The 12,471-nt window shown below is 70.1% G+C and carries 12 protein-coding genes; 6 read left to right on the top strand and 6 right to left on the bottom strand.

Features of this window, described 5'->3' with window-relative positions:
- Positions 1-118: 118 nt before the first annotated feature.
- The gene (fabI, locus tag RFN52_RS08780) at positions 119-886 is read right to left on the bottom strand and encodes an enoyl-ACP reductase FabI (protein WP_030852333.1); all 768 of its coding nucleotides are present in this window, start codon (positions 884-886) and stop codon (positions 119-121) included.
- A gap of 5 nt (positions 887-891) precedes the next feature.
- Entirely contained in the window at positions 892-1,611 is a 720-nt protein-coding gene (gene fabG, locus RFN52_RS08785) for a 3-oxoacyl-[acyl-carrier-protein] reductase (RefSeq protein ID WP_031104169.1), read from the bottom strand.
- Positions 1,612-1,881: 270 nt separating this feature from the next.
- Between fabG and RFN52_RS08790 the strand changes: the two genes are divergently transcribed.
- Genes RFN52_RS08790 through tyrS form a run of 3 tightly spaced genes read left to right on the top strand, consistent with a single transcriptional unit; the run spans position 1,882 to position 6,108 of the window.
- Complete coding sequence (locus RFN52_RS08790; protein ID WP_184844652.1) at positions 1,882-3,405, top strand: TldD/PmbA family protein; 1,524 nt, start codon at positions 1,882-1,884, stop codon at positions 3,403-3,405.
- Positions 3,402-4,796, top strand: a complete 1,395-nt coding sequence (locus tag RFN52_RS08795; protein ID WP_184844655.1) for a metallopeptidase TldD-related protein — start codon at positions 3,402-3,404, stop codon at positions 4,794-4,796. Before RFN52_RS08790 ends, RFN52_RS08795 begins: the two co-directional genes overlap by 4 nt.
- Positions 4,797-4,839: 43 nt before the next feature.
- On the top strand, positions 4,840-6,108 hold the full coding sequence (gene tyrS / locus RFN52_RS08800) for a tyrosine--tRNA ligase (protein WP_184844658.1): 1,269 nt from the start codon (positions 4,840-4,842) through the stop codon (positions 6,106-6,108).
- Between the two features lie 60 nt (positions 6,109-6,168).
- Here tyrS and RFN52_RS08805 read toward each other — a convergent pair whose 3' ends face one another.
- The gene (locus RFN52_RS08805; protein WP_184844661.1) at positions 6,169-6,444 is read right to left on the bottom strand and encodes a GlsB/YeaQ/YmgE family stress response membrane protein; all 276 of its coding nucleotides are present in this window, start codon (positions 6,442-6,444) and stop codon (positions 6,169-6,171) included.
- 244 nt (positions 6,445-6,688) lie between these two features.
- On the opposite strand from RFN52_RS08805, the gene RFN52_RS08810 reads away from it, so the two are divergent.
- Together RFN52_RS08810 and RFN52_RS08815 are read left to right on the top strand one after the other, a co-directional pair.
- A complete protein-coding gene (locus tag RFN52_RS08810) occupies positions 6,689-7,084 on the top strand; it encodes a DUF3099 domain-containing protein (RefSeq protein ID WP_184844664.1) in 396 nt (131 codons plus the stop codon).
- A gap of 217 nt (positions 7,085-7,301) precedes the next feature.
- Positions 7,302-7,514, top strand: coding sequence for a hypothetical protein (locus RFN52_RS08815; protein WP_184844667.1), 213 nt, complete (start codon positions 7,302-7,304; stop codon positions 7,512-7,514).
- A 4-nt stretch (positions 7,515-7,518) separates the two neighbouring features.
- Here the strand turns inward: RFN52_RS08815 and moaA are convergent, their stop codons facing one another.
- The 3 genes from moaA to RFN52_RS08830 form a co-directional block, all read right to left on the bottom strand.
- On the bottom strand, positions 7,519-8,508 hold the full coding sequence (gene moaA / locus RFN52_RS08820) for a GTP 3',8-cyclase MoaA (RefSeq protein ID WP_229856197.1): 990 nt from the start codon (positions 8,506-8,508) through the stop codon (positions 7,519-7,521).
- A 171-nt stretch (positions 8,509-8,679) separates the two neighbouring features.
- Entirely contained in the window at positions 8,680-10,305 is a 1,626-nt protein-coding gene (locus RFN52_RS08825) for a monocarboxylic acid transporter (RefSeq protein WP_184844670.1), read from the bottom strand.
- A complete protein-coding gene (locus tag RFN52_RS08830; RefSeq protein WP_033310948.1) occupies positions 10,302-10,658 on the bottom strand; it encodes a DUF485 domain-containing protein in 357 nt (118 codons plus the stop codon). The genes RFN52_RS08825 and RFN52_RS08830 overlap by 4 nt, the downstream gene beginning before the upstream one ends.
- Positions 10,659-10,912: 254 nt before the next feature.
- On the opposite strand from RFN52_RS08830, the gene RFN52_RS08835 reads away from it, so the two are divergent.
- Positions 10,913-12,442: a S8 family peptidase gene (locus tag RFN52_RS08835; RefSeq protein ID WP_184844673.1), complete on the top strand. Its 1,530-nt coding sequence runs from the start codon at positions 10,913-10,915 to the stop codon at positions 12,440-12,442.
- Positions 12,443-12,471 lie beyond the last annotated feature (29 nt).

Genomic DNA, 12,471 nt, shown 5'->3' on the forward strand with positions numbered 1-12,471 from the left:
TTCGCGTACTCCAGAGTGCCCTGTCGCGGGCCTCCCCCGCCCGGCCGGCTGAGCCGAACGGGTGACGCCCCGCTCCCCGCGCGCTGCGGGGAACGGGGCGTCGAGGACGTACGGGAGATCAGGCTCCGATGGCGTGCAGACCGCCGTCGACGTGGATGATCTCGCCCGTGGTCTTGGGGAACCAGTCGCTCAGCAGCGCGACGACGCCGCGGCCGGCCGGCTCGGGGTCCTTCAGGTCCCACTCCAGCGGGGAGCGGTCGTCCCACACGGAGGCCAGCTCGCTGAAGCCCGGGATGGACTTGGCGGCCATGGAGCCGAGCGGACCGGCCGAGACCAGGTTGCAGCGGATGTTCTGCTTGCCCAGGTCGCGGGCCATGTAACGGCTGGTCGCCTCCAGGGCGGCCTTGGCCGGGCCCATCCAGTCGTACTGCGGCCAGGCGAACTGCGCGTCGAACGTCAGACCGACGACGGAGCCGCCGTTCTGCATCAGCGGCAGGCAGGCCATGGTGAGCGACTTCAGGGAGTACGCCGAGACGTGCATGGCCGTGGCGACCGACTCGAACGGCGTGTTGAGGAAGTTGCCGCCGAGGGCGTCCTGCGGGGCGAAACCGATGGAGTGCACGACGCCGTCGAGGCCGCCGAGCTCCTCGCCGACGATGTCCGCGAGCCGGCCGAGGTGCTCGTCGTTCGTCACGTCGAGCTCGATGACCTTGGTGGGCTTGGGCAGCTTCTTGGCGATGCGCTCGGTCAGCGTGGGCCGCGGGAACGCCGTGAGGATGATCTCGGCGCCCTGCTCCTGGGCCAGCTTGGCGGTGTGGAAGGCGATGGAGGACTCCGTCAGCACACCCGTGATCAGGATGCGCTTGCCCTCGAGAATTCCGCTCATGGTGATCAGTGACCCATTCCCAGTCCGCCGTCAACGGGGATGACGGCTCCAGTGATGTACGAGGCGTCGTCCGAGGCGAGGAACCGCACCGTCGCGGCGATCTCCTCCGGCTGCGCGTACCGGCCGAGCGGGACCTGCTTCACGATGTTCTCGCGCTGCTCGTCGGTGAGCGCCTTGGTCATGTCCGTGTCGACGAAGCCGGGCGCGACGACGTTGAAGGTGAGGTTGCGCGAGCCCAGCTCACGGGCGAGGGAGCGCGCGAAGCCGACCAGGGCGGCCTTGGAGGCGGCGTAGTTCGACTGGCCGGGGCCGCCGTACAGACCGACGACCGACGAGATGAGCACCACGCGGCCCTTCTTGGCGCGCAGCATGCCGCGGTTGGCGCGCTTGACGACGCGGAAGGTGCCGGTGAGGTTGGTGTCGATGACCGAGGTGAAGTCCTCCTCGGACATGCGCATCAGGAGCTGGTCCTTGGTGATGCCGGCGTTGGCGACGAGGACCTCGACGGGGCCGTGGGCCTCCTCGATCTCCTTGTAGGCCTGCTCCACCTGCTCGGCGTCGGTGATGTCGCACTTGACGGCCAGGCAGCCCAATTCGGTCAGGGCGGCCGGCGGCTCACCCGAGCGGTACGTGATGGCGACCTTGTCGCCGGCATCGGCGAAAGCGCGGGCGATGGCGAGGCCGATGCCCCGGTTGCCTCCGGTGACGAGAACCGAGCGGCTCAACGGATCACCCTTTCGATAGCGGTCTGATACCCGCCCGGCCGCCTGGACGACAGGCGGTGATGACAGGCGGCTTCTTCGAAAACCTATCGGTCCGGGCACGCCCGCGGACAATCGGGCACCCACAGTGGCGTACGGGACTCACTGTCGGGTCCCTACAGAAACCCGCCGGCCCGGCTCCGGAAACTCATGGCCCGCGCGCGGGATGGACGACATGATCGGAGCAGTCACGACGTACGGCAACCACGGTCACCTCGACAGAAAGAGACGGCGGTGCCTCATACCATCGACGAGGCCTTCACGGCCCTCCCCCTACGCGCCCTCGCCGACGCGGCCCTCGCACGCGCGCGTGCGCTGGGCGCCGAGCACGCGGACTTCCGGTTCGAGCGGGTGCGGGGCGCCTCCTGGCGGTTCCGGGACGCCAAGCCCGCCGGGTCGTCGGACACCACCGACCTCGGGTACGCGGTCCGGGTGGTGCACGGCGGTACGTGGGGCTTCGCGTCCGGCGTCGACCTCACCATGGACGCCGCCGCCAGGGTCGCCGGGCAGGCGGTGGCGATGGCCAAGCTGTCCGCCCAGGTGATCAAGGCGGCCGGCTCGGACGAGCGCGTCGAGCTGGCCGGCGAGCCGGTGCACGCCGAGAAGACGTGGATCTCGTCGTACGAGATCGATCCGTTCAGCGTGCCCGACGAGGAGAAGGCCGGGCTGATCGCGGAGTGGAGCGCGCGGCTGCTGGCGGCCGACGGCGTCGACCACGTCGACTCCTCCCTGCTCACGGTCCACGAGAACAAGTTCTACGCCGACACCGCGGGGACGGTGACCACGCAGCAGCGGGTGCGGCTGCACCCGGTGTTCAACGCCGTGTCGGTGGACGAGTCGAGCGGCGAGTTCGACTCGATGCGCACCCTCGCGCCGCCGGTGGGCCGCGGCTGGGAGTACCTGCGGGGCACCGGCTGGGACTGGGAGGGCGAGCTGGAGCGGATCCCGGAGCTGCTCGCCGAGAAGATGCGCGCCCCCAGCGTCGAGGCGGGCCTCTACGACCTGGTCGTCGACCCGTCCAACCTGTGGCTGACCATCCACGAGTCCATCGGGCACGCCACCGAACTGGACCGGGCGCTCGGCTACGAGGCCGCCTACGCCGGCACCTCGTTCGCGACGTTCGACCAGCTGGGCAAGCTGCGCTACGGCTCCGAGCTGATGAACGTCACCGGTGACCGCACCGCCGAGCACGGCCTGGCCACCATCGGCTACGACGACGAGGGCGTCGAGGGCCAGTCCTGGGACCTGGTCAAGGACGGCACGCTCGTCGGCTACCAGCTGGACCGGCGGATCGCGAAGCTCACCGGCTTCGAGCGGTCCAACGGCTGCGCCTACGCCGACTCCCCCGGGCACGTGCCGGTGCAGCGCATGGCCAACGTGTCGCTGCGGCCGGACCCGGCCGGGATGTCGACCGAGGATCTGATCGGGGGTGTGGAGCGCGGCATCTACGTGGTCGGCGACCGGTCCTGGTCGATCGACATGCAGCGGTACAACTTCCAGTTCACCGGTCAGCGCTTCTACCGCATCGAGAACGGGCGGCTCGCCGGGCAGCTGCGCGATGTCGCCTACCAGGCGACGACCACCGACTTCTGGGGCTCGATGTCCGCGGTGGGCGGGCCGCAGACCTATGTGCTCGGCGGCGCCTTCAACTGCGGCAAGGCCCAGCCGGGGCAGGTCGCGGCCGTCTCGCACGGCTGCCCGTCGGCCCTCTTCAAGGGCGTCAACATCCTCAACACGACCCAGGAGGCCGGTCGATGAGCGCGCGTTCCAGCAAGCCGCACGAGGTCGTCGAGCGCGCCCTCGAACTGTCCCGGGCGGACGGCTGTGTCGTCATCGCCGACGAGCAGTCCACCGCCAACCTGCGCTGGGCGGGCAACACGCTCACCACCAACGGTGTCACGCGCGGGCGCACGCTCACCGTGGTCGCCACGGTCGACGGCAAGGAGGGCACGGCCTCCGGGGTCGTGTCGCGGTCCGCGGTGACCCCCGACGAGCTGGAGCCCCTGGTGCGGGCCGCCGAGGCCGCCGCGCGCGGCGCCGGGCCCGCCGAGGACGCGCAGTCGCTGGTCACGGGCGTGGAGCGGTCGCCGGAGTTCACCGAGGCGCCCGCCGAGACCTCGTCCGCCGTGTTCGCCGACTTCGCCCCGGCGCTCGGCGAGGCCTTCGCACGCGCGCGTGCGGGCGGCCGGGAGCTGTACGGCTTCGCCAACCACGAGATGGTGTCGTCGTACGTCGGCACGTCCACGGGGCTGCGGCTGCGGCACGACCAGCCGAACGGGACGCTGGAGCTGAACGCCAAGTCCCCCGACCGGACCCGGTCCGCATGGGCCGGGCGCTCCACGCGGGACTTCAAGGACGTCGATCCGGCGGCCCTGGACGCGGAGCTGGCGGTGCGCCTGGGGTGGGCCGAGCGGCGCGTGGAGCTGCCCGCCGGGCGCTACGAGACGCTGTTGCCGCCGACGGCCGTGGCGGACCTGCTGATCTACCAGATGTGGTCGGCGTCGGGCCGGGACGCGGTCGAGGGCCGCACGGTGTTCTCCAAGCCGGGCGGCGGCACCCGGGTCGGCGAGAAGCTGACCGACCTGCCGCTGACCCTGCGCAGCGACCCGAACGAGCCCGGCCTGGAGTCGGCGCCCTTCGTGATCGCGCACTCCTCCGGGGGTGATCAGTCGGTGTTCGACAACGGGCTGCCGCTCGCGGCCACCGAGTGGATGCGCGAGGGCGAGCTGCGGCATCTGACGACCAGCAGGCACAGCGCGGGCCTGACCGGGCTGCCCGTGGCGCCGGGGATCGACAACATCGTCCTGGACGGCGGCGAGGACCGGTCCCTGGAGGAGATGGTCGCTAACACCGGGCGCGGGCTGCTGCTGACCTGCCTGTGGTACATCCGCGAGGTCGACCCGGCGTCGCTGCTGCTCACCGGTCTCACCCGGGACGGCGTCTACCTCGTCGAGAACGGCGAGGTGACGGGCGAGGTGAACAACTTCCGGTTCAACGAGTCGCCGGTCGGAGTGCTCGGCCGGGCCACCGAGGCGGGGCGGACCGAGAAGACGTTGCCCAGGGAGTGGAGCGACTGGTTCACCAGGGCCGCGATGCCGGCCCTGCGGGTGCCGGATTTCAATATGAGCTCTGTCAGCCAGGGCGTATAACCTCGTACCTGATTACGAGCCCATTCAAGGAGATGCGAGAACCGTGACGGACATCGTCGACGAGCTGAAGTGGCGCGGGCTGTTCGCCCTGTCCACTGACGAGGACGCTTTGCGCAAGGCGCTCGCGGACGGTCCCGTCACGTTCTATTGCGGCTTCGACCCGACGGCGCCGTCGCTGCACGTGGGACACCTGGTGCAGGTGCTCACCGTGCGCCGGCTCCAGCAGGCCGGTCACCGGCCGCTGGCGCTGGTCGGCGGTGCCACGGGCCTGATCGGCGACCCGCGCCCGACCGCGGAGCGCACGCTGAACGACCCGGAGACGGTCACCGGCTGGGTCGCCAAGCTGCGCGCCCAGATCGAGCCGTTCCTGGACTTCGAGGGCGAGAACGCGGCCGTCATGGTCAACAACCTCGACTGGACGGAGAACCTCTCCGCGATCGAGTTCCTCCGGGACATCGGCAAGCACTTCCGCGTCAACAAGATGCTGACGAAGGACTCCGTGGCCCGGCGCCTGGAGTCCTCCGAGGGCATCAGCTACACGGAGTTCAGCTACCAGCTCCTGCAGGGCATGGACTTCCTCCAGCTGTACCGGCGCTACGGCTGCACGCTGCAGCAGGGCGGCAGCGACCAGTGGGGCAACCTCACGGCGGGCCTGGACCTGATCCACCGCCTGGAGCCCGACGCGACCGCGCACGCGCTGGCGACGCCGCTGATGACCAAGGCGGACGGCACCAAGTTCGGCAAGACCGAGGGCGGCGCCGTCTGGCTCGACCCGGAGATGACGACGCCGTACGCGTTCTACCAGTTCTGGCTGAACGTGGACGACCGGGACATCTCCCGGTACATGCGCATCCTGTCCTTCCGTTCCCGTGCGGAGCTGGAGGAGCTGGAGCGGCAGACCGAGGAGCGTCCGCAGGCCCGGGCCGCGCAGCGCGCGCTGGCCGAGGAGCTGACGACGCTGGTGCACGGCGCCGGTCAGACGGCCGCCGTGATCGCCGCGTCCAAGGCCCTCTTCGGACAGGGCGAGCTGGCGGAGCTCGACGAGAGGACGCTGGCCGCGGCCCTCTCGGAGGTGCCGCACGTCCAGGTCGCCGAGCTCGGCCCGGCCGTGGACCTGTTCGCCGAGGTCGGTCTGGTGGCCAGCAAGTCGGCCGCGCGCCGCACGGTCAAGGAGGGCGGCGCCTACGTGAACAACGTCAAGGTCGCCGGCGAGGACGCCGTCCCCGCCAAGGAGGACCTGCTGCACGGCCGCTGGCTGGTGCTGCGCCGGGGCAAGAAGAACCTGGCGGCGGTCGAGGTCACGGGCGTCTGAGAGCACGGCGAAGGGGGCGGTCTCCGGTGCCGGAGGCCGCCCCCTTCGCCGTGCGCCCCGTTATGCCCTGCGTTTGTCTCCCCTGGCCGCCGTCCAGGCCCGGTCGCCGAGACCGACGAGGATGATCGCCATCACCAGCTGGAAGACGTGCCGCCACCAGTCGATCCCCGATGTGGCGTCGACACCGGCCGCCCGGGCGATGGCGTTGCCGGCGATGGCACCGATCATGCCCAGGATGACGGTCAGCCACAGGGGAACGTGTTGCTTGCCCGGAATGATCGCCTTGGCGATCAGACCGAGTACCAGTCCTACGATGATCGCCCACAACCAGCCCATCGCTGCCTCCTCGTGCGGCTCGACGTGAGCACTACGGCCAGTGTCGGCCCCCGTGCCGTACGCCGCATGCCGACACGGGCCGTACGCGCTCCGGCGCAGGCCGTTGGTCCGGCCGGTGCGCGACCCGGTCTCGTGACCGGCGCAGCCGCGGCGTAACGTGGGAGCTGTCCCGGCCAGGTCCCCCGGCCGGCCGAGGGCGGCTACGGGGCGGGGAGAGTCCGATACGGGCGGATGGTGGAATGCGATGCGGAAGCAGCATGGCGGCGGCAACGTCCAGGTTTTCCGGATCACCGGCGCCCGGACGGGACTCCACGAGGACGTACGCGGGCGGCAGCGCCGGTACGTGATCTCGATGACGGTCCGCACGATCTCGGTGATCCTCGCGGCCACGTTGTGGAACGTCGAACGGCACGTGGCCATCGTGGCGTTGGTGCTCGGTCTGGTACTGCCGTACGTCGCCGTGGTGATCGCGAACGCGGGGCGCGAGAACGCGCCGTCTCTGCCGTCGACGTTCGTGGCGCCGCCGGTGCGTCCGATGATCTCGCCGTCGGCTCCGGGTGACGGGCCGGCGGAATCCGGCGCGGAAGACGCAGTGTCCGAGCCGGTGCCGGGTGGGCGGGGCGAGACGCCCGAGCGGTAGGGACGCCGGGGAGAGATCACCGGTGATCGGGAGGGGAAGTCATCTTCCCGCCAAGCTCAAGAAAAGCTCAGATCAATCATGTTGTTCCAGTGCCGGGCCCGGGGTGATGCGTGACATACTTCGTACGCGCTCCGCATCCCCCGTCGGAGCGACGGACCGACGCCGGGCAGCTCCCCCCGTGGCTGCTCGGCGTCGCCTTTTTCTGTGAGACGAAGCTGTGAGTGACGAGACGCCCATCTGTTCCGCGAAGGGCTGCCGGGCCGAGGCCGTGTGGGTCCTGGCGTGGAACAACCCGAAGATCCACACGCCGGAGCGGCGCAAGACGTGGCTGGCCTGTGAGGAGCACCGCGAGCACTTGTCGCAGTTCCTCGGAGTGCGGGGGTTCCTGAAGGACGTGGTCCTGCTCAAGGAGTGGGAAGAGAGCCGCTAGGCCGTCAGCCGCCGATCGCCGACATCGGCCGGTCGGGCTGCACGAACGCCGGGTCGTCCAGGCCCGCTCCCGCCTTCTTGCCCCACATCGCGAGGCGCCAGATGCGGGCGATCTCCTCGTCGGGGGCGCCGGAGCGCAGGGCGGCGCGCAGGTCGGTCTCCTCCTGGGCGAACAGGCAGGTGCGGACCTGACCGTCGGCGGTGAGTCGGGTGCGGTCGCAGGCCGAGCAGAACGGGCGGGTGACGGAGGCGATGACGCCGACCACGTGCGGCCCGCCGTCGACCAGCCAGCGCTCCGCCGGGGCCGAGCCGCGCTTCTCCTCGCCCTCCGCGGTCAGCTCGAAGCGGGTGCGCAGGGAGGCCAGGATGTCCCCGGCGGTGATCATGCCGTCGCGCTTCCAGCCGTGCTGGGCGTCCAGGGGCATCTGCTCGATGAAGCGCAGCTCGTAGTCGTGCTCCACGGCCCAGGCGAGGAGCTCGGGGGCCTCGTCGTCGTTGAGGCCCGGCATCAGGACCGAGTTGACCTTGACCGGGGTCAGGCCCGCGTCACGGGCGGCGTACAGGCCCTCGATGACGTCCTTGTGGCGGTCGCGGCGGGTGAGGGTCTTGAAGACCTCCGGGCGCAGGGTGTCCAAGGAGACGTTGACCCGGTCCAGGCCCGCCGCCTTCAGGGCCGCCGCCGTGCGCTTGAGGCCGATGCCGTTGGTGGTCAGCGACATCTGGGGGCGCGGGTCCAGAGCGGCGACGCGCTCGACTATGCCGGCCAGGCCGGGGCGCAGCAGCGGCTCGCCGCCGGTGAAGCGCACTTCCTCGATGCCGAGGGAGGTGACGGCGATGTCGATCAGGCGGACGATCTCGTCGTCGCTGAGCAAGTCCGGCTTGGCCAGCCACTGCAGACCCTCCTCGGGCATGCAGTACGTACAGCGCAGATTGCACCGGTCGGTCAGTGAGACCCTCAGGTCGGTGGCCACCCGGCCGTAGGTGTCGATGAGCACGTGGGCCCCCTCCCTCGTCGCGGATCGTGCGTGCGGCACTGTTTTGTCCGACACCGCGAGCCTACGTGACACCACCGACAACGCCACAGGCCCGATCCCACGACGCGGGACGCGGCCGTGCCGCAGGGACCTGGAGGTTCCTACGACACGGCCGCGCGGGAGGGGTCGTGCTCAGTGGGCTCCGGTGCCGGTCAGGGACCGGACCTCCAGCTCCGCGTACTTCTTGGCGTCGGGCTCCTCCTTGGACAGGACCGTGCCGAGCCAGCCCATGAGGAAGCCGAACGGGATGGAGATGATGCCCGGGTTCTTCAGCGGGAACCAGGCGAAGTCGACCTCGGGGAACATCGCCTTGGGGTCGCCGGAGACGACGGGCGAGAACAGCACCAGGCCCACGGCGACGATCAGACCGCCGTAGATCGACCACAGGGCGCCCTGGGTGGTGAAGCGCTTCCAGAACAGGCTGTAGAGGATGGTCGGCAGGTTGGCGGAGGCCGCGACCGCGAAGGCGAGTGCGACCAGGCCGGCCACGTTCAGGTCGCGGGCGAGGGCTCCGAGGCCGATGGAGACGACACCGATGAAGACGGTCGCCCAGCGGGCGGCGCGCACTTCCTCGGCGCCGGAGGCCTTCCCCTTGCGGATGACGTTGGCGTAGATGTCGTGCGCGAAGGAGGACGAGGAGGCGAGGGTGAGGCCGGCGACGACGGCGAGGATGGTCGCGAAGGCCACCGCCGAGATCGTGGCGAGCAGGATCGCGCCCCAGGTCGAGTCGACGCCGCCGAGGTGCAGGGCGAGCAGGGGTGCCGCCGTGTTGCCGGACGGGTTGGACGCGATGATCTCGTCCTGGGAGATGAGCGCGGCGGCTCCGAAGCCGAGCGCGATGGTCATCAGGTAGAAGCCGCCGATGATGCCGATCGCCCAGTTCACGGACTTCCGGGCGGCCTTGGCGTCGGGCACGGTGTAGAAGCGGATCAGGATGTGCGGCAGGCCGGCGGTGCCGAGGACCAGGGCGATGCCGAGAGAGATGAAGTCCAGCTTGGAGGTGCCGGTCGCGCCGTACTGCAGGCCGGGCTCCAGGAAGGCGGCGCCCTTGCCGCTGTTCTCGGCGGCCTGGCCGAGCAGGTCGGAGATGTTGAAGTTGAACTTCAGCAGCACCAGGAAGGTGATCAGGATGGTGCCGCCGATGAGCAGCACGGCCTTGATCATCTGGACCCAGGTGGTGCCCTTCATGCCGCCGATGGAGACGTAGACGATCATCAGGATGCCGACGAGGGCGACGATGAGGATCTTGCCGGCGTCGGTGGTGATGCCGAGCAGCAGCGAGACGAGGACGCCGGCGCCGGCCATCTGGGCCAGCAGGTAGAAGATCGACACGACGATCGTGGACGTACCGGCGGCGGTGCGGACCGGGCGCTGGCGCATGCGGTACGCGAGGACGTCGCCCATGGTGTAGCGGCCGGAGTTGCGCAGCGGCTCGGCCACCAGGAGCAGGGCGACGAGCCAGGCGACCAGGAAGCCGATGGAGTAGAGGAAGCCGTCGTATCCGAAGAGGGCGATGGCGCCCGCGATGCCGAGGAACGACGCGGCGGACATGTAGTCGCCGGAGACGGCGAGGCCGTTCTGGAAGGCGCTGAACTGGCGGCCGCCGGCGTAGAAGTCGGCGGCGTCCTTGGTCTGGCGGCCCGCCCAGATGGTGATGCCGAGGGTCGCGACGACGAACAGCGCGAACAGGGTGATGATCAGCGGGCGGTGCTCGCTGGCCTCGTTCGCGGCAAGGAGGGTCTGCTGTACGGGGCTCATGCGCCGCTCTCCATCCGGGTCTTGATGGCCTCGGCCTTGGGGTCGAGCTTCGCGGCGGCGTGCCGCGAGTACCACCAGGCGATGAGGAACGTGGTGACGAACTGGGCGACGCCGAGGACGAAGGCGACGTTGATGTTGCCGAACAGCTTGGTGCCCATGAAGCCGCCCGCGTAGTTCGAGAGCAGGACGTACAGCAGGTACCAGGTGATGAAGCCGACGGTCAGCGGGAAGGCGAAGGAGCGGTAGGAGCGGCGCAGTTCACCGAACTCCGCGCTCTCCTGCACCTCCGCGAACTCCTCGGGTGAGGGGAGCTTGTGTTGCTCTTTCGAGGGGGGCGGTGCGTCGGTGGCCACGGAGTCTCCTCGCAATGACGGAAGCGGGCGGGAACGGGGGCGGAGGCGAGAGTCCTCGCGCTCCTTGTTCAACGTCACGGCGGCACGCGAGAACCGGTTCAAACGCCCGGCGTTCTTTCCGAAGTCGTTTCGGCAAAGCGTTGCTGGCCAGCGAGAGGCCGGGATAGCTTCACCCTGCACCACCACGTCATGTACCTGCCCGAGCACCACCTGTGCCTCGGGCCGGTTTCGTTTCCGGAGGATGTGGAGACCCCATGTCTCACTTGCGTTCCAGACGCCGGCTCGCTCTCGCCGTGCCCGTCGCGCTGTCCCTGACGGCCTCTCTGGGCTTCCTGCCTGCCGCCGCGTCGGCGGCCCCGCAGGCGGCGCCGGCCGCCCGGACGGCGGACGCGCCGAAGCTGGCGTACGTCGTCAACACCAAGGTGGACCGCCACACGATCGCCTCGGTGAAGAAGGCGATCGCGAAGGCCGACGGCTCGGTCGTGGCCACGTACCAGCGGATCGGCGTGATCGTCGTCCACTCCTCGAACCCCGACTTCGCCAAGACGATCCGCACGGCCCGCGGGGTCCAGTCCGCGGGTGCGACGCGGACGGCGCCGCTGGCGGCCGCGGGGACGAAGGAAGAGGGCGCGGTCGAGTACCTGACGGCCGCCCAGGCGAAGCGCACCGAGGCCGTCTCGGCGAAGACGCCCGAGAGCGAGCCTCTTGAGGCGGACCAGTGGGACCTGCGCGCGATCGGCGCCGACAAGGCCGCATCGATCAACCCGGGCAGCCGCAAGGTGACCGTCGCCGTGATCGACACGGGCGTGGACGACACCCACCCCGACATCGCCCCGAACTTCTCCGCCTCGCAGTCCGCCAACTGCGCCGGCGGCAAGCCCGACACCAGCGAGGGCGCCTGGCGGCCGTACACGCCCGAGGACTACCACGGCACGCATGTCGCGGGTGAGATCGCCGCCGCCCGCAACGGCGTCGGCGTCGCGGGCGTCGCTCCCGGTGTGAAGGTGTCCAGCATCAACGTGACCGACCGTGCGAACGGCCTCTTCTACCCGGAGAGCGTCGTCTGCGCGTTCGTGTTCGCCGCCGACCACGGCGTCGAGATCACGAACAACAGCTACTACGTCGACCCGTGGCTGTACAACTGCATGGACGACCCGGACCAGCGCGCCGTCGTCACCGCGGTCAACAGGGCGCAGCTGTACGCCCAGAAGAAGGGCACGCTGAACGTCGCCGCGGCCGGCAACTCCAACCACGACCTGGACGCGGACGCGATCGTCGACGACTCCAGCCCGAACGACACCACGCCCGCCGAGCGCACCATCGACCCGCACGAGTGCTTCGACATCCCGACGCAGCTGCCGGGTGTCGTCACGGTGAGCTCCACGGGCGTCGACAACGTGAAGTCGTACTTCTCGACGTACGGCAAGGGCGTCGTCGACGTCGCCGCGCCGGGTGGTGACCGCCGCTACCAGATCCCGGACACGCCCTCGAAGGACGGCCGCATCCTGTCCACCATGCCGAACGGCGCGTGGGGCTTCCTGCAGGGCACCTCGATGGCCTCGCCGCACGCCTCCGGCGTCGCCGCGCTGCTGAAGTCCAAGCACCCCTGGGCGTCTCCGGCCCAGCTCCAGGCGCTGCTGAAGGCGCAGGCCGACGAGACCGCCTGCCCCGCCTCCTACGACCAGGACGGCGACGGCACCCAGGACGCGGTCTGCGAGGGCGGCGAGCGCCTCAACGGCTTCTACGGACACGGCATCGTCAACGCGCTGCGCGCGGTCAAGTGACCCGGCTCGCCACCGAGACCCTCCGCAAG

This window comes from Streptomyces collinus, assembly GCF_031348265.1.
Lineage (GTDB): Bacteria > Actinomycetota > Actinomycetes > Streptomycetales > Streptomycetaceae > Streptomyces > Streptomyces collinus.

Coding starts and splice junctions, on each gene's coding strand:
- fabI (WP_030852333.1), bottom strand. CDS start 886: ATGAGCGGAATTCTCGAGGGCAAGCGCATCCTGATCACGGGTGTGCTG.
- RFN52_RS08795 (WP_184844655.1), top strand. CDS start 3,402: ATGAGCGCGCGTTCCAGCAAGCCGCACGAGGTCGTCGAGCGCGCCCTC.
- RFN52_RS08805 (WP_184844661.1), bottom strand. CDS start 6,444: ATGGGCTGGTTGTGGGCGATCATCGTAGGACTGGTACTCGGTCTGATC.
- RFN52_RS08810 (WP_184844664.1), top strand. CDS start 6,689: ATGCGGAAGCAGCATGGCGGCGGCAACGTCCAGGTTTTCCGGATCACC.
- RFN52_RS08825 (WP_184844670.1), bottom strand. CDS start 10,305: ATGAGCCCCGTACAGCAGACCCTCCTTGCCGCGAACGAGGCCAGCGAG.
- RFN52_RS08835 (WP_184844673.1), top strand. CDS start 10,913: ATGTCTCACTTGCGTTCCAGACGCCGGCTCGCTCTCGCCGTGCCCGTC.